The organism is Acinetobacter sp. 24-47-64 (assembly GCF_057737055.1).
Map to the genome: position 1 here is coordinate 1,807,959 of NZ_CM173215.1, position 17,017 is coordinate 1,824,975.

21 protein-coding genes are annotated in these 17,017 nt (G+C 38.6%); all 21 read right to left on the reverse strand.

Going from position 1 to position 17,017, the window contains the following annotated elements:
* Positions 1–9: 9 nt before the first annotated feature.
* Entirely contained in the window at positions 10–441 is a 432-nt protein-coding gene (locus tag AC1M85_RS08640) for an SRPBCC family protein (protein ID WP_180027685.1), read from the reverse strand.
* 75 nt (positions 442–516) lie between these two features.
* Positions 517–1,041, reverse strand: coding sequence for a tRNA adenosine(34) deaminase TadA (tadA, locus tag AC1M85_RS08645; protein ID WP_481596932.1), 525 nt, complete (start codon positions 1,039–1,041; stop codon positions 517–519).
* A 2-nt stretch (positions 1,042–1,043) separates the two neighbouring features.
* A complete protein-coding gene (locus AC1M85_RS08650; protein WP_179998211.1) occupies positions 1,044–2,165 on the reverse strand; it encodes an enoyl-CoA hydratase/isomerase family protein in 1,122 nt (373 codons plus the stop codon).
* The gene (gene ung, locus AC1M85_RS08655; RefSeq protein WP_179998212.1) at positions 2,162–2,875 is read right to left on the reverse strand and encodes a uracil-DNA glycosylase; all 714 of its coding nucleotides are present in this window, start codon (positions 2,873–2,875) and stop codon (positions 2,162–2,164) included. Before ung ends, AC1M85_RS08650 begins: the two co-directional genes overlap by 4 nt.
* A 28-nt stretch (positions 2,876–2,903) precedes the next feature.
* Positions 2,904–3,500 (reverse strand): 6-pyruvoyl trahydropterin synthase family protein, encoded by a 597-nt coding sequence (locus tag AC1M85_RS08660; protein WP_180027682.1) that lies wholly within the window; start codon positions 3,498–3,500, stop codon positions 2,904–2,906.
* 161 nt (positions 3,501–3,661) lie between these two features.
* Positions 3,662–4,618, reverse strand: coding sequence for a type II secretion system minor pseudopilin GspK (gspK, locus tag AC1M85_RS08665; RefSeq protein WP_035264566.1), 957 nt, complete (start codon positions 4,616–4,618; stop codon positions 3,662–3,664).
* Between the two features lie 15 nt (positions 4,619–4,633).
* Complete coding sequence (gene gspJ, locus AC1M85_RS08670) at positions 4,634–5,281, reverse strand: type II secretion system minor pseudopilin GspJ (RefSeq protein ID WP_035264568.1); 648 nt, start codon at positions 5,279–5,281, stop codon at positions 4,634–4,636.
* The gene (gene gspI / locus AC1M85_RS08675; RefSeq protein WP_035264570.1) at positions 5,278–5,670 is read right to left on the reverse strand and encodes a type II secretion system minor pseudopilin GspI; all 393 of its coding nucleotides are present in this window, start codon (positions 5,668–5,670) and stop codon (positions 5,278–5,280) included. The genes gspJ and gspI overlap by 4 nt, the downstream gene beginning before the upstream one ends.
* Complete coding sequence (locus tag AC1M85_RS08680; RefSeq protein ID WP_035264572.1) at positions 5,657–6,217, reverse strand: pilus assembly FimT family protein; 561 nt, start codon at positions 6,215–6,217, stop codon at positions 5,657–5,659. Before AC1M85_RS08680 ends, gspI begins: the two co-directional genes overlap by 14 nt.
* Before the next feature lies 1 nt (position 6,218).
* Positions 6,219–6,833, reverse strand: a complete 615-nt coding sequence (locus tag AC1M85_RS08685; protein ID WP_035264575.1) for a TetR/AcrR family transcriptional regulator — start codon at positions 6,831–6,833, stop codon at positions 6,219–6,221.
* A 45-nt stretch (positions 6,834–6,878) separates the two neighbouring features.
* Positions 6,879–7,652 (reverse strand): TatD family hydrolase, encoded by a 774-nt coding sequence (locus tag AC1M85_RS08690; RefSeq protein ID WP_488212893.1) that lies wholly within the window; start codon positions 7,650–7,652, stop codon positions 6,879–6,881.
* Between the two features lie 31 nt (positions 7,653–7,683).
* Positions 7,684–8,025, reverse strand: a complete 342-nt coding sequence (locus AC1M85_RS08695; RefSeq protein ID WP_481587020.1) for a PilZ domain-containing protein — start codon at positions 8,023–8,025, stop codon at positions 7,684–7,686.
* A gap of 25 nt (positions 8,026–8,050) precedes the next feature.
* The gene (locus tag AC1M85_RS08700; protein ID WP_488212894.1) at positions 8,051–9,073 is read right to left on the reverse strand and encodes a DNA polymerase III subunit delta'; all 1,023 of its coding nucleotides are present in this window, start codon (positions 9,071–9,073) and stop codon (positions 8,051–8,053) included.
* A 13-nt stretch (positions 9,074–9,086) separates the two neighbouring features.
* The gene (gene kdsB, locus AC1M85_RS08705) at positions 9,087–9,848 is read right to left on the reverse strand and encodes a 3-deoxy-manno-octulosonate cytidylyltransferase (RefSeq protein ID WP_481591157.1); all 762 of its coding nucleotides are present in this window, start codon (positions 9,846–9,848) and stop codon (positions 9,087–9,089) included.
* 9 nt (positions 9,849–9,857) lie between these two features.
* Entirely contained in the window at positions 9,858–10,868 is a 1,011-nt protein-coding gene (gene lpxK, locus AC1M85_RS08710) for a tetraacyldisaccharide 4'-kinase (RefSeq protein ID WP_488212895.1), read from the reverse strand.
* A gap of 3 nt (positions 10,869–10,871) precedes the next feature.
* Positions 10,872–12,596 carry a lipid A export permease/ATP-binding protein MsbA gene (msbA, locus tag AC1M85_RS08715; RefSeq protein WP_035264595.1) on the reverse strand — a complete coding sequence of 575 codons (1,725 nt, stop codon included), beginning with the start codon at positions 12,594–12,596 and terminating at the stop codon, positions 10,872–10,874.
* Positions 12,597–12,829: 233 nt separating this feature from the next.
* A complete protein-coding gene (locus AC1M85_RS08720) occupies positions 12,830–13,720 on the reverse strand; it encodes a ParB/RepB/Spo0J family partition protein (protein ID WP_035264597.1) in 891 nt (296 codons plus the stop codon).
* Complete coding sequence (locus tag AC1M85_RS08725; protein WP_035264598.1) at positions 13,717–14,499, reverse strand: ParA family protein; 783 nt, start codon at positions 14,497–14,499, stop codon at positions 13,717–13,719. Before AC1M85_RS08725 ends, AC1M85_RS08720 begins: the two co-directional genes overlap by 4 nt.
* A 23-nt stretch (positions 14,500–14,522) precedes the next feature.
* The gene (gene rsmG, locus AC1M85_RS08730) at positions 14,523–15,155 is read right to left on the reverse strand and encodes a 16S rRNA (guanine(527)-N(7))-methyltransferase RsmG (protein WP_488212896.1); all 633 of its coding nucleotides are present in this window, start codon (positions 15,153–15,155) and stop codon (positions 14,523–14,525) included.
* Between the two features lie 85 nt (positions 15,156–15,240).
* Positions 15,241–15,930: an N-acetylmuramate alpha-1-phosphate uridylyltransferase MurU gene (gene murU / locus AC1M85_RS08735; RefSeq protein WP_488212897.1), complete on the reverse strand. Its 690-nt coding sequence runs from the start codon at positions 15,928–15,930 to the stop codon at positions 15,241–15,243.
* The gene (locus AC1M85_RS08740; RefSeq protein WP_481611415.1) at positions 15,927–16,943 is read right to left on the reverse strand and encodes an aminoglycoside phosphotransferase family protein; all 1,017 of its coding nucleotides are present in this window, start codon (positions 16,941–16,943) and stop codon (positions 15,927–15,929) included. The genes murU and AC1M85_RS08740 overlap by 4 nt, the downstream gene beginning before the upstream one ends.
* Between the last annotated feature and the right edge of the window lie 74 nt (positions 16,944–17,017).

The following is a 17,017-nucleotide window of genomic DNA, read 5'->3' on the forward strand; positions in this document are numbered from 1 at the left end:
AACTTCGCCTTAAAGGCGTTTTGCTAATTTCTTAAAACCAAGTGTAATAGCAAGTTTGAGTTGTGCAAGAATTAATTTGCTCACAAACGGTGCTCTTGCCTGTAATTCGATCGTGTATGTGACTAAAGTTTTAGCTGTTGAAAGCTCTTTAAATTCAATAATTCCAAGATGATGTTTGATTAATGGATTCTTGATAATTTTGTATTCAATACGCTTATTTGGCTCTAGTACAGTAATTTCTTCTTGAATTGGCTTTATTGGGCCTAATCCCATTTTTCGTACTGATCCAATCCCATCAGGACGACTCGGATCAGCTGCATCTTTAATGCGTACAACCTGAATCGGTGCAAATACATCATTATAAGTCGCATGTTTTGACAAAACTTCAAATACACGATCTATAGGCTGGTTAAATTCTTGTTTAACTTGGATTGAATTCATTTTTATTCCTTTTCATTGAGTCCGCTTCATACTGACAATACATTATGTCAATTTTTCCACAATCAACAATAGCAATCATTCCTGATTATTTTCTATTTTTTGTCGTACACGCTGTTGTTTTTTTTGTTCTCGTCTGAATTTAAAAAATTCTGAAAGTTGATGAGCACACGCTGATTGCATGCAGCCCCCTTCAAATTCAAATATATGGTTGTAGTAACCTTGATTATTCAATAGCTGTCGCGCACTGACTAGAGAACCCGCTTTCGGCTCTAAAGTACCAAATACAACACGGTGAACTCGAGCATGAATTAAAGCCCCCACACACATCGTGCATGGCTCAAGGGTTACATAAAGGGTTGCATCTTCTGGTAGACGATAGTTCTGAATTTGATTACATGCTTGGCGAAGTGCGACCACTTCAGCATGAGCAGTCGGGTCATGACTCTGGATGGGTTGATTATATCCTTCACCAATTACTTTTCCTTGACTCACAATGACAGCTCCAACAGGGATTTCTCCCAATTGAGCTGCAAATGCAGCCTGCTCATAGGCACGCTGCATCCATTTTAGATCTTCGGCATCAAATTGAATTTCAGTCAAAATTAAATAATACCGTACTGTTTTAACAAGTTATTCCAGCTCTCGATATTTGTAACTGGTGGGTGCGCACCTAAAATTCCTTTTAAGGACATAGATTCTGCAGGTGTCCATTCAGGAGATAAATCTTTATCCACTAAACGTGCACGTACGCCTTCAACAAAATCAGGATGTCTAATTTTCCAATCAGAAATTTGAGTTTCAAGTTCAAATACTTCTTGCCAAGGATGAACTTGACGCCCCCATTGCCATAACAACCAGGTAATCGCAGCTGTACTTGGTGATCCTTTTGCCAGATTTTCACTCGCTTGTCTTAGCCAATCACTTCGTGCATCACTTAACCCGATGATTGCTTCGTAGTCATTTTCAAAGTTTGCACCACGACAGACACTGTGAATCACGTCTAACGAGATTTGCAGTGGCCCTGGAGAAACTGGTCGATGCAAACTATTTAAAGTGTCATCTAATGCCCTAAAATCACCAGCAGGATAATGATCCCAATCGATATTGATCAACTTTTGTAAAACAACATCGCGCTGAGCATCACAAATATGAGTCGCCCAACCAATACCATAAGCTCCTGCCGCAGTCATGATCGATCCAGTTAAACCTGTAAATAGACCTATTGGACCACGATCTGCCAAGAAACGACTAGCACCAACATCTGGATATAAACCAATATTTACTTCTGGCATTGCAAGGCGCGAATAAGGTGTAACGAGTCTGAATGGTGCAGCCATAAATAAACCAAGCCCACCGCCCATCACATAACCTTCACCCCAAACGACTATCGGCTTAGCGTAGTCATGCAACAAAAGATCTAGCGCGTATTCTTGTTCAAAAAATTTATTTGCCGCATCAACCTCATTATTGATGACCAACTGACGGAGTTTGCGTACATCCCCACCGGCACAAAAAGCTTTAGGGGTTGTTGAATCAAACCAGATCGCTTTAACCGCATCATCATGATGAAACTTTTCAAAAACAGCCAATAAAGCCGTTACAATAGATTCATCAAGTGCATGTAAAGATTTTGGACGATTTAATCGAACCACTCTCCATCCATTCTGTGCTTCTTCAACAATTAAGTCAGGATGATATTGATTCGTCTCAGGAGATATTGTCATGCTTCCAGCTGCCATTTAATTGGCTCAATGCCATTTTGTTTAAGATAATTATTTGTTTTTGAAAAAACTTTACACCCAAAAAAACCACCTCGGTTTGCTGCCAATGGTGATGGATGTGCTGCTTTTAAGACCAAATGCTTATTTTGGTCAATTCGTTGACCTTTCTTATGCGCGTACGCACCCCAAAGAATGAAAACGATCTTTTCACGTTGCTCATTTAGAACATCTATCGCAGCATCGGTGAAATCTTCCCAACCTTTCTTTTGGTGTGAAGTCGGCTGGCCCGCTTCAACAGTCAATACACTGTTCAGCAACAAGACACCCTCTTCAGCCCATTGAGTTAAATCACCATGCTTGGCAGGCGCTATTCCAAGGTCAGTGCTGAGTTCGTGATAGATATTACGCAAAGACGGCGGTAATGCAACACCCTTTTGCACTGAAAAACTCAATCCATGTGCTTGATTTGGACCGTGATAAGGATCTTGACCGAGAATCACGACCTTTACACGATCTAAGGGTGTAGTGTTGAACGCATTAAATATAAGGGAATTAGGTGGGTATATCACCTTATTCGCCTGTAATTCAGATTTGAGAAAAGCTTTCAGCTGATCCATTTTATCGCTGAGCAGAAAATCTGCTAAAGCATACTTCCAACCATCCTCTAACCGAACTTGATTCAGTTGACTTAATTCTTGTTCGGTGAGTTGCATTGTGTTCATCCCTAAATCAATCACAGCTTTAAAGTTTTACTTGTAAATCTACACTTGGGTTCTTAAAAGTGAATCCTTGTTTCAATTGTTCGTACATTTTAGGATCAGACCATTCATTTTGAATTTGTTCTGAGAATACGATTTGATCAAGCGCCAATAAGCCCATCTGTTCATTTACGATATCTTCAGCAAAACTTTGCGCATAGCCTGTGTCAGTTTCATGCACGATCACTGAATAGACTTCAACATCACCTTCACCATTTTGCGTGATAGTTGATTTCAGTACTTGTTCTGCCAAATAAAAGAAAATTCGAGAAAATTGTTCAGCAGAAGGTGAAACGGGTAATGAAACCCAACGCGCACTAAAAGTTTTACATGCTTGAATATATTCAGCTGAATCTTCTTGCCAAAAACAAATCGCATGATCAAAACTATCATAAAGTTCTTTGATCACACCTTTCAGCAAACCAAAATCATAGACCATTTGACCATGATCTAGCTTTGAGGCTTTCAATAATAATTCGACTTTATAGCTATGACCATGAATTGAACGCTTACAGCGGTCTGATGTGCAATTTCGCACAATATGCGCGTTTTCAAACTTAAATAATTTTCGAATTAACATATGTCAGAGCAATAAAAAATCATGGATTAAAATGATTATAGTGCATATTCACACAACTCATCATTAATTTTAACGTTTTAAGCAATTGGCAAAACGTATTAAAAACAAAAAAATAAAAAGCTATCATTCAATTTGTTTAAATTAATAGTTTAGCAATTTAATCAATTGGTTTGAAGAGGTGCCAAACTTCTTGAGAAGACATAAACCTTATCTTCATCACGCATCAGATAACTCGAAAAATATCGCTTTCGATCAGATAGCATGATTTCAATATCTGCTCGATAGAATGCAGATTTAACATCAAAATTATTTTTTGCTGTGCTTTTTGCTTCTTCACTTAACTGACTTAGAGTGTTGAGTTCCCAGAGCTGATCTACGGACTCAAAAAACTCACCATTGGCTTTTTTCTGATCCAAATCACGCTGTACATTTTGCACATCCAAACTTGGGTCTATAGCAGCAATAATCATCGCTGGTGCTGTATTAATATTAATTTTAATTTCTTTTAAAGGAATCGCTGTAACATAAGGTTTTATCAATAAAAACTTATCACCTTCAAATCCTCGCACTTGCTTCAACTCTTCAACGCTATGAAAAGGACCATTCGCTGGCAAATAAGGACGCGTTAAACTTAAATAATAATTACTCTCTGCCCCCATCGCGCCAATCGTCAAATCATCTTGATCTTGCCAATCAATTACCGCTTCATTCAATTCTTCTGGCAAACCAAGCTTTGTTAATAATCCCTTAAAGTAATTCACCGCATTATCATTCGGCACGCCATCATCTTTGACCAAACTGTTTAAATTAAACTTACCCGTTTCATCAATAATTCGCCCTGCGACATAACCACCATCAATTGGAAATGGTGGCATCGGTTGAGCCCAAGTTTCTTGAAGATTATCTGATTTTGAATTGGACTTAGCATCTTGAACCAATAATTCTGAGAAAAAAGCTTCAGCACTTTTTGCATAATACAGTGCTTGGTTTTGACGAATCACATAGGCCGTATTTTCACTGGTATTGTATTGACGATGGGCAATCGTCGCAGCAATGATAGTTGCCAAAGCGACTAACATTAAAATCGTAATCAAGGCGATTCCTTTTTGCTGCTTCATGCATTTTCCTAATGATTATTGACTAGATGTCGGTTTTAAATAGTCAGTATTAAGCAAACTGAAAATCCACTCGTATTCAACATCTTGTTGCTTAAATCTAATTCGCATACCTTTAGGCAATAGTCGAGCAACACCATCTTGAGCATCATTACCATTAGAACTTATTGTTGATGCATCCGGCCACGAATTCAATTCATTCGGGTTCAAAATTGTGATTTGAAACTCATCCACATTCTCTAGGATCGTACTGGATAAAGGTTGGGTTGTTTGAAGAACATTCAGATTGGGATACTTTAAACGATAAACTTTTCGATCTTGTGCATTATAACGATATTCTATTCTCTCAAATGGAGACAAACCCTGTTTCAGCGGATCTGTGACCCCTGCCTTACTAAATTGTAAAGACTGATCATCCAGTAAAAATGCAGGTTGGATTTGTCCTGCGATATTTGCAGTCAGCGGTACAATTTGCAAAGCATCTCTTTGCATTTGTAAATAACTATCTTGCAAACTGAGAAGCTGCTGCTCATGCACCGCATTGCGATCTTTGACTTTATTTAAATAATCAAAAATTTTCCATCCTAAAGCAGACAATACTGCAAAGATGGCTATGGCAACCAAAAGCTCTACCAAGGTAAAACCTTGTTGTTTACTCTTGATCATGAGTTGGATTGCTCTCTGATAGGATAGTTATAAAACACCATGGTGGTGACACCTGATTCAACTTTACCTAAATCATTGTTATATAGACTCACTTGCACTTCTATTTTCTGAACATCTGGGCTAATAGTCGCTTCTGATTTTTTATCAATTTGCCAACTTAACCCTTGAGAGGTAATTTGCTTCGATTGAGTTCCCTCTAGCCATTCACCACTAATTTGCATTGCAGCGACTTCATTTTGTGCGACGAATTGTGCTTTTGTTCTTAAAATTGCATTTGCAGTCGCCTGTGTGTACTGCATAGCCACCTTCGTCAATGACATTGCTGCTACAGCAAAAATAGCCAAAGCCACCACAACCTCAATCAAGGTAAATCCTTTAAGCACCCGCATCGATTTTACCCAAGTAATCTATTTGAATAAGATCACCAATTGCTTTTTGTTCATAATACATTTGAATTGTGACAGGTTTAACCTCGCCATTGCCCAACCAAATTAATTTAGGTGCATTATTATTCATCAAGTCTGCATTAGTTGCATTTTCAAAACTATAGTCGCTACTTTCGATCTGAAATGAAACCTTTGCAGGTAGCTCTCTCGCAGAAAACTCTGGCATTTCAACCCAAGTGGAAGGTTGACGATTATTATTCGATACAAGCGTCTGCTCTGGACGAGTTAAATCATTATATTTTTGAAATGTATAGCGAAACTGATCACCATTCGATTGTGGCACCAATGCAACCACTAACGATTGATCAACAGCCTCTCGATGAATACGTTTTAAATCTAATATTAAAGCCTCTCTAGCTTGCATTGCTTTACGTTGATCAATCCCACCAATATTCATCACCACCAATGCCGCCATGATGCTGATGATCACAGTGACCACCATCAATTCGATTAAAGTAAATCCGCCTTGACGGTGATCTAGAGATTGCATATTAGGCCACTGATTCTGTCAAATTAATCTGTTTAGGCATCATCAACGCTTGATCAATTAAAGCAACCCTTAACGTATCTCGACAGCCTAAATAGCGTTGATAGAAACTCGAGTTTAATATCGCAGCACCACCATGAGTAATCGACCAAATGGATGCTAAATAATCCCGAGAACTCATCTTACTTTGAATGGATGCTAGATGATTTTCTGTCATACGAATGATAATTCTGAGTCTACTTTTGCGAATCTGATACATTTCATTAAACAAATGATTAATACCCTGACCGGTTGTAGACAATCGCTCTTCAATTTGATGAAAGAGTACAGTACGTTCTGGATGATGCAAATGGTGCAACATAAAAAAAGCTAAATGTTCAGGAAATCCTTTTTCAGTATCTCGAACCATTTCTAATAACATGCGCTCATTACGAATAATGAGCAACATGTACAATTCATCTTTACTTTGGAAGTGCTTATAGAGTGTTCCTTTTGCCAAATCCAACTCAGCGGCCAATGCATCCAATGTCATGCCCGCTTCGCCGTTTTCCAAAAGAAGTTGTTCTGCGACCTGAAATATTAATGCTTCTCTCGCTCTAAACTGAGCCTGACGATCCATCTTCACTCTATAAACTCTCTTCTTTCTATTTTCCGTATTAAATTTTTACTGCATTCGTAGAAGATTCTCGAAATTTTGCGTTGTAATAAAGGCAATCTCCTCGACTGACTTATCATATACATCACTTAATGCTTTGGCTACATATGGGACATACTTTGGTTCATTAGACTTTCCTCTATATGGCATTGGTGCTAAATAAGGGCTATCAGTCTCAATTAATAGTCGATCTAATGGAACTTGCTTGGCCACATCACGTAAATCCTGAGCATTTTTAAACGATACTATTCCTGAAAATGAAATGTAATAACCACAATCTAGAACCGCTTTTGCCGTATCCCAATCCTCAGTAAAACAATGCAAAATTCCGTGTGTCGACTTTTCAGCTCTTATAATATCTATCGTATCGTTTTTAGATGAGCGTGTGTGTACGACCACTGGCTTTTTCACCATCTGTGAAGCTTGAATATGTCGTGCAAAACATTCTTTTTGTTCTTTAACAAATTCAGTACTGTGATAATAATCTAGACCCGTCTCACCAATTGCCCAGACCTTATCTTTACTCGCCAATTCAACCAAAGTTTCAACAGTAGCACGCTGCATGACTGCTGGATCTTCACATGGATGCACCCCAACACTGTAGCCTACTCCTTCGTGTCGAGTTGCAATTTCTGACAGAATAATATGATCATCTAAATCAACGGATATCCCCATCATTTTTGTGACACCAGCATCAATCGCTTGCTGAATTGCTAAATCGATATTTCCCTCGTAAGGTTCAAGATTGAGCATGTTTAAATGACAGTGTGTATCTACAAACACAAGGACACCTTTTAATTTTTTAAGTCAGAGCCTACATTGTAAAGCTTGCGCGTGCTGTTGACATACTTCCAGCGAGTATTTTTTCTGCTTCCATTTTGTAATAGGCTCCTTTATCTCCAGTTAACTGCAATCCAAAACCTTGTGGTTTAATGCCCGATTGCTTATACGAAATCCAAATCACCTTACCCGTAATTGGTATTTTTTGGGTTTGATTAGGAAGTGTTGCCAAGATAAAAATTTCTTCACCCATTTTGACTGGATGTTTGGTTGGAATAAATAATCCACCACCCTCAACAAAAGGCATATAACTGGATTGCAGAGTTTCGCGATCATTAATATTGACTTGTAATAAACCGCCCGGACGTGGCTGCATCTCTATCCCCTGTATTCAAACATGATTATTGAACATTCATTAATTTTATAAAAAGCTGATCAACAATTAAATTTGATTGAACATTCTGCTCAACCATTTGTTTTGCTTGATGCACATCGTTATAAATATCAAATAATTGCTCTAATTGATATTGCTCAGCCAACAAACTAAAGTCTAAATCGCTATTTTTTACATTTTGTTCCATTTTGTATGCAACAAGATCAGCTAATAAGTACTCAAACATAAAAATCAACTCGGAAAAGTTGAGTTGCTTATTCCATTTAGAAGCGTACTGCATTGGCATATTTTTTTTACTGACTAAATGATACCAATCATTTATAAACGCACTTCGCAGAGTTAACCATTCACTTGAGGCCAACTCAATAGCAGCTAAAGGCATACCATTCGAAAGGTTAAGCAACAGTGAGCTCAAAGTCTGCTGCTCTGCATTCAAATGTTCATTCAAATATGCATTGGCTTGATCATCAGTCAGCCGATCTAAGGCGTAATGTTGTAGGCGACTTCGTATAGTGGCTGGTAATTTTAAATAATGATCCGCCAAAAGAATAATCACAACACGCTCACCTGGTTCTTCAAGTGTTTTCAATAAAGCATTTGACGATGCGATATTGAGCGCTTCCGCCGGTTCAATCACAATAACCCGCCAACCATCGACGGTTTGTTGCACGAATGGCTGTAATTCACGAATTTTCTCAATTTTAATTTTAGCGTTTTGTTTCTTATTGTCCTCATCCGTCGTGACGTAAACATAATTTGGATGAGTATCTGATTTTAGCCACAAACAACTCGAACACTGACCACAAGGTTGATTTGGCTGCTTATCTAAACATAGCAGCCAAGTAACAAATTGCTGGGTAAAAGCTTCTTTACCACAGCCTTTTTTGCCATAAAAAAGTAATCCATGACCTACTTGAGGAAACCGCTGAGTCAGTGTGCTCCATACGTTAAGTTGCCAAGGATAAACATGCTGAGTCAGTGTGCTCCATACGTTAAGTTGCCAAGGATAAACATGCTGAGTCTGAGTCATTGACTAATCTATACTATTGGAAATGAGAAATAGGCATTGCATTAAGACGGTCTAAATCTTGTTGCGTATCCACACCTGGTGGTAAGCTCACCTCTGCCACATCAATTGCGATTCGATGACCATTTTCTAAAACACGCAGTTGCTCAAGGCTTTCTAAAACCTCGAGATCTCCCTGATCCCATGTCACGTACTCTTGTAGCAACTTCACTCGATAGGCATATAAACCAAGATGTCGGTAGGCTTTTCGATGTAGTATCTGAGGTTGTTGCTTTGATCCATCACGATCATATGGAATGGTTGCACGACTGAAATAAAGCGCTTCATTGAACTTACTCATGACGACTTTGACAATACTATCGCGTTTAAACTCTTCTAATTCTTGGATCACTTCACACAAAGTGGACATTGAACATTCAGGCTTTTGCTCTAACAAAGAAGCAACCTGTTGGACTAACGAAGCAGGTAATAATGGTTCATCACCTTGCACATTTACAATAATATCTTCACTCGCCCAACCTTTGATTCGTGCAACTTCACTCAATCGGTCGGTTCCAGAAGGGTGTTCTGCACTGGTCAACACAACATCAATTTGTTCTGCCTTACAAAGATCAACAATTCTTTGATCATCAGTAGCAACACATAAATCATCAAACCCAGTCACTTTTCGCGCCTGATCTACCACACGTAAAATCATTTCACGCCCGTGTATTTTAAGTAGTGGTTTTCCAGGTAACCGCGAACTTGCAAAGCGAGCAGGTATTACAATATGTTTCATGGATATTCCTTATGTGTTTACGATACCGAGTTTTGCAAGCTGCTTATCCAGCAAATCATAACAAGCTGATGATAAAGCTGCTTCAACAGGAACCACCCAAATTTCACGACTAAATTCTGGATGTTGTTTTAACAAAGGGAGGAGTTTCACAGCATCTTTTTCAGTGGTGATGATTGGATTTGAATCTTCAAATTGTAAATCATCAATCTGATAATCATAATGATCAGGAAATTCATGACACTGAAAATGCTTTAAGCCCATACTTTCAAGGGTTTTATAAAAGCGTTGCGGGAACCCAATACCTACGACCGCATAATAATTCAAATCAGTGGCAAAATATTCAACTTGATCTTCCACTGGATTTAACAAGTACGGCGCCGCTACTTGTAATTGCATATACAGATCTGAACTTGGTTGTTCAGCATGCTCAATTACTGTACCACTGCATAACCGTGCTACTGGCTCACGCAAAAAGCCTTCTGGCAACAGTTTCTGATTACCCAAACCACGATTGTTATCCAGCACAATCCATTCTAATTGACGATCAAGTGCCCAATGTTGCAAACCATCATCACTAATGATCAAATCAAGTTGATGCTGAGAGAGAAGTAACTCTATACTTTTCTGTCGTTGCCCACCTACGACCATCGGCACGCCTGTAGATTGCACAATTAAACAGGGCTCATCACCCACTTCATTTGGCTCAGAATCGAGATTCACGCTTGCAGGAAAAGGACCTTTACCACCATAGCCTCGACTAATTACTCCAACTCGAATATTTTTTTGTTGAAGATATTTAACCAATTGAATTAATAACGGTGTTTTACCACTACCACCTACCGTTATATTGCCAATGACCATGACAGGAACTGGTGCAGTATAAATAGGTTTTATACCACGTTGATACAAGGATTTATTCAGGGAAAATCCTAATCGATAAAGTAATGACAGGGGTCGCAATACAATCAACCACTTGGATTGCTTATTCCAAGCATTTTGAATGACCTGCGCAATAGACATAACTTATTCCTCAAAATTACGTTGATGCAGTTGGAAATATGCACCACGCAAATCGAGTAATTCCTGATGTGTTCCCTGCTCTAATATCCGACCTTTATCCATTACCACAATAAGATCTGCATTCTCAATCGTTGATAATCGATGTGCAATGACAATCGTTGTCCGATCCTGCATAGCTGCATCAAAAGCACGCTGAATAAAGTATTCAGACTCATTGTCTAATGCGCTTGTCGCTTCATCAAGAATTAAAATTGGAGCATTTTTTAAGATTGCGCGAGCAATTGCAATACGCTGTCTTTGTCCGCCAGATAAATTTAAACCTTGAGCACCTAATGGTGTGTCATAGCCTTGAGGCAGTGCCATAATAAAGTCATGGGCATAAGCAGCTTTCGCAGCAGCAATAATCTGCTCTTCCGAAGCATCTTGTAACTGACCATAAGCAATATTCTCACGAACAGTTCGGTTAAACAGCACGACTTGCTGATTGACCATAGCCACTTGTGAGCGTAACGCTGTAACTTCGATATCTTGAATATCATGGCCATCGAATTTGATTGACCCTGAACTTAATTCTTGAAAACGAACCAATAAGTTAACTAAAGAAGACTTACCAGCCCCCGAACGCCCCACCAACGCTACAGTCTGCCCAGCTTTAACATTTAAATTGAAATCATGAATGGCATGAAAACCATCGCTATATGTTAAATTTGCCTGATTAAATTCAATATTGCCTTTGAGTTGTGGTTTTAACTGCCCTTCATTTTTTTCTTCAGGCATATCCAATAATTCAAATACTGAATGTGCTGCAGCCATTCCTCGCTGTAATTTTTCATTGATATCGGTTAAAGCTTTAATCGGCTTACTCAACATACCGGCTGCAGTAATATACGCAACAAACTGACCCGCTGAAGTATCCTGTAATATCTCAGGTCTTAAAGCAATCCAAATCACAATACTTAAAGCGATCGCCATAATAAGTTGTACAACAGGACTATTTAATTGTTGTACTGCAACCATTTTTAAACCACGACGCAAGTTTTCGAGTGAGGTTTCTTTAAAACGAGTTTGCTCGTATGCCTGTCCACCAAAGCCTTTAACAACCAGATTACCATTCACGGTTTCTTGCACTACATGGTTTACATCACCCATCGTATCTTGCACTTGAGTAGACAGCTTACGCATACGTTTAGCAGCTTTTCTAATCAACAAACCGATTAATGGCGCAAAAATCAAAATACATAAAGTCAAGCGCCAGTTGGAATAGAACAAATATCCTAACAGCGCAATGGTGATCAAACCTTGTTGTAATAAGGTTCTTAATGACTCCGTTGAGGCAGCAGTCAGCTGTTCAACGTTGTACATAATTTTGGCAGTAATATGACCACTAGTGTTATCTAAATAATATTGCGACGGCAATCGCATTAATTTAGCAAAAACTTCTTGGCGAATATTAAAAATTAGATTTCGAGAAATCACCGAAGTGTAGTATCCACCTAGAAATAGCCCCACTCCTCGTACAAACATCAAAACCACAACCAAAAATGGGAATAAGTTCGTGAAACTTCGATCCTGTTCTTGAATGGCATTGATAATATGCTCTAATAATTTCGCAACAGAAACTTCAGTCGCGGCATTCAGCACAAAACCAAATACAACAATCAATGCAATCGTCCAGTACTGTTTTAAGTAACTCAACAAACGCATATAAACTTTAAAATCTTGCTTCACTCACAACCTCTAATTGGTACGGTATCCTTAAACACCTAAACAGATTCAGCACGTATGCAATTTAATCATACATAATTCGAACATCGAATGCTAAAGTCTGCCCCACTCTAAAATCAATGACCTGATTGTATGGAATGATCAAAGTAAACCTTAGCTCAATTGGAGTATTGAGACCTAAATGACTTAAATCTCAAACTCATCTAAATAAATCACATTTACTGCTTTTAAATTAATTATTTTTCATCTAAACAGATATTTAGAATACCATCTAACTCATCAAGTGAATGATAATGAATCACAAGCTTACCTTTACCTTGCTTATTGTGATCAATTTTAACATCTGCACTGAAACGTTCAGAAAGACGCTGAGTCAGTTGCTCTAAATCAGCTGAAATTGATGGTTTTGGCTTATCCTGTTTTGGTGCATTAAAATCACGCACTAACTGTTCTGTTTGACGAACAGAAAGGTTTTTTTCAATGACAATTTTTGCAATTTCAATTTGGTCTTTTGCACGCAAAGTCAATATTGCACGCGCATGCCCCATATCTAATTGACCTTGTTGGATATGGTCTTTAATCGGATCCGCTAAGCTTAATAAGCGCAATAAATTACTTACTGTAGTACGTGCCTTGCCCACCGTTTCAGCAATTTCTTGGTGACTTAATCCAAACTCTTCATGAAAACGCTGCAATGCCATAGCTTGATCAATTGGATTTAAATCTTGGCGTTGAATGTTTTCAATTAATGCCAACGCAATTGCAACTTGATCTGACAAATCACGAACAATTGCAGGAACTTCATTTAGTCCAGCAATTTGAGCTGCTCGCCAACGGCGCTCCCCTGCAATAATTTCATATTGATGTACATCATCCTCAATTGGACGAATGACAATCGGCTGCATGATGCCATGCTTTTTAATAGAAGATGCTAATTCCTGAAGGTCTTCTTCATGAATAAAGCGTCGCGGCTGATAATTACCACGTTTGAGAAGTTTGACATCTACTTGTTTGAGCTGACCATGATCTAATGACTGTGCTTCTAATTGTAATTTTTCTTTTTGAATAGAGCCCAATAACGCATCTAAGCCACGACCCTTTGCTAAGCCTCTTTTCTTCACGGTCATGCTTTACTTCCTTTTTTCACTTTGGTTTTTTTTAACATTTCAGCAGCAAGATTCAAATAAGCCACTGCACCCTTAGAACTTTTTTCAAAATAAATAATCGGTAACCCATGTGCTGGCGCTTCTGCTAAGCGTACATTTCGAGGAATAACCGTTTCGTATAATTTTTTACCAAAATACTGCTCCAACTCATCCGACACATCACGTGTCAGCGCATTTCGAGCATCGTACATGGTACGCAATACACCAATGATTTCTAAATCAGGATTTAACGCTTGTTGAATACGATCAATCGTTTGTGTTAAATCTGCCAAGCCTTCCAAGGCATAATATTCACACTGCATTGGAATGATCACGCTTTTAACAGCAGCCAATGCATTTACCGTGATCAAACTTAAGCTTGGTGCACAATCCACAATGATGTAATCAAACTTATCTTCAATTTGTTGGATCGCATCACGCAGAATAAATTCACGACCGTCTTGCTCAGCAATGGCTAATTCAACACCTGCTAAATCACGATTGGAGCCAAGTACGCGATATCCAACTTCAGCTTTAGTGATGGCTGTTTCAATTGGCACTTCACCCAGTAAAACATCAGTTACTGAGTATAAGAGATCATTCTTTTGAATACCTGAACCCATAGTGGCATTGCCTTGAGAGTCCATATCAATCAACAATACTCGCTTTTTAAGCACTGCTAATGATGCAGCCAAATTTACAGCAGTCGTGGTTTTACCTACGCCACCTTTTTGGTTCGCAATAGCAATAATTTGAGCCATGGTAACCCCAATCCCTAGAATTTTTAAATTTGTTTAAGTAGCAATAAATGACGTTGTTCATCTAAACGAGGAACGTGAAGCTCAATAATTTCGCAACTCAACTCATCTTTATGGTTTTCAATTTCCTCAGCAGGAATTAAACCTTTCATAGAAGCAATAACACTGTTTTTATGCATAAAAGGACGAGAAGCAGTAATAAAATCTGTCAGTGAGGCGAAAGCACGACTGGTAATTACATCGAATTTACCCAATTCATTAATACTCTCTTCATTCTCTACTCGAGTTTGAACTGCCACAACATTTTTTAGTTTTAGATCAGCAATAAACTGCTTGAGAAAACGAATTTTTTTTCCATTCGAATCCAGAAGCACACAGCTTCGCTCAGGTTGACATAGCGCGATGATCATCCCCGGCATACCACCACCGGTACCAATATCAAGCAATCGCCCTTCAGGCAAGTCTTTCAAGATACTGAGGCTATCCAACAAATGTTTAACTAACATTTCTTTAGGATCACGAATTGCGGTCAAGTTGTACGCCTTATTCCACAATACAAGCGCATCTTGATATTTTAATAATAAATTCAACGTTTCATCACTGAGTGATAAACCTAGTTTTTTACTACCTTGTTGTAACTCATGAAAAAAAGGATGCATAAACAGTAAACATCTCAATAAAATTAATCAAAGTATACCGTTTTATGCATCGTGGAACACTATTTAACGCTTAGTGAATACTCAGTTAGTTAAATTGTCCTTCTCGAATTTGCTGATCCAACTGCATCAACCTTTCTGGAGTACCCACATCCACCCACGTTTCTGCCATTTTTGCAGCTGAAATTCTGTGGTTGTGCATAGCATCTTTAAGCAAAGGTGCTAAAGGACGCTTGCCCCATTCTAGACCTTCAAATAAATGAGGATGAATCACCGCAATACCACTATAAGTCAAATTTTCGCCCTCTTTTTCTTGCTCAAAAGTATAAGCACGACCATCTAATAGTGTGAAATCACCTTGAGGATGTTGTAGCGGATTTGGTACAAGTACCAAGTGTGCCAGATCTTCTTGTAAATCAAGCTCAAGCAACTGAGCAAAATCAAACTGAGTCCACACATCCCCATTGACGAGGATAAATGGTTCTTCACCCAACAAGGGCAAAGCATTTATGATTCCACCAGCTGTTTCCAAACCCTCATCTTCACGCGTCCAGCGAATGTTCACACCAAACTGAGAACCATCGCCTAAAGCACCGATCAATTTGTCTGCCAGCCATGCCGAATTAATAATAATTTCACTAACACCAATCGACTTTAATTTTTCAATATGCCATACAATTAAAGGCTTTCCACCCACTTCCAACAGTGGCTTTGGTTTATAAAGCGTCAAGGGGCGCATACGGTTACCCAGACCCGCTGCTAAAATCATGGCTTTCATGCAGCTACTACCTCATAGTGACCATACTTGGCTTCAAATGCATGTAGCACTTTATCTTCAACCCATTGAATAAATGGAGTGAGTTCAGCGTAAGGCTTCGACTCTTCGAGTAAATACCACATGACACGAGGCAAGTCTTTTAAATAGCCCGACTTTCCATCACGTTCAAACAATCGCACAAAAATACCTAAAATCTTTAAATGGCGTTGAATCGCCATGAAGTCAGCATCTTTAATAAAGCGCTCTAAATCACGATCAATTTTTGAATCATCTGGTAATAATTCATAGAAGGTTTTAAACCATTGTTTTACACGTGCTGGAGGCCATTGCACGTATGCATCACGTGTAATTGAAATCAAGTCGTAGGTATCCGCACCGATTACTGCATCTTGAAAATCAATTACACCTTGCTCTTGCTCATCACTTAACAGCATGAGATTACGACTGTGAAAGTCTCGATGAACAATCACTTGTGGTTGAGCTAAAGCCGCATTTGCCAATATCGCAAAAGTGCGCTTAATCAAACCTTGTTCATCAGCATTTAATCGAATATTTAATGATGGAAGCAACCAATCTGTGAATAACTCCATTTCACTGATTAATTTTTCGTAACTATATTCTGGAAACTGATCCACACCATGAATAGACTGTAATTGAATGAGTTGTTTAAAACTCTGTAAATAATGCTGATCTACCGTGTCATCATTTAAATGGTTTGCTAAAAGCTCATCCCCAAAATCTTCTAGAAGCAATAACCCTTGATCTAAATCCTTTGCAACAATATGTGGAACACGAACTCCATGACGATCAAAGAATTCGTCAATCGTCACAAAAGGTACACAATCTTCTTTTTCTGGAGGTGCATCCATCAACATAAATGATTTATTATTCAAGGTGATTCGCGCATAGCGACGGAAACTGGCATCGCCTGCTAAATATTTTATTTCGAACTGCTCTGATTGAAGTACAGATTGCACCCACGTATGTATCAATTGTTCACGTTGTGTATTCATTTGCTATAAATTCTAGTACAGGCTGAATATTTAAAGTGCTAAGTGTAGCCACTAATCCGTTTTTTCTCTATGAT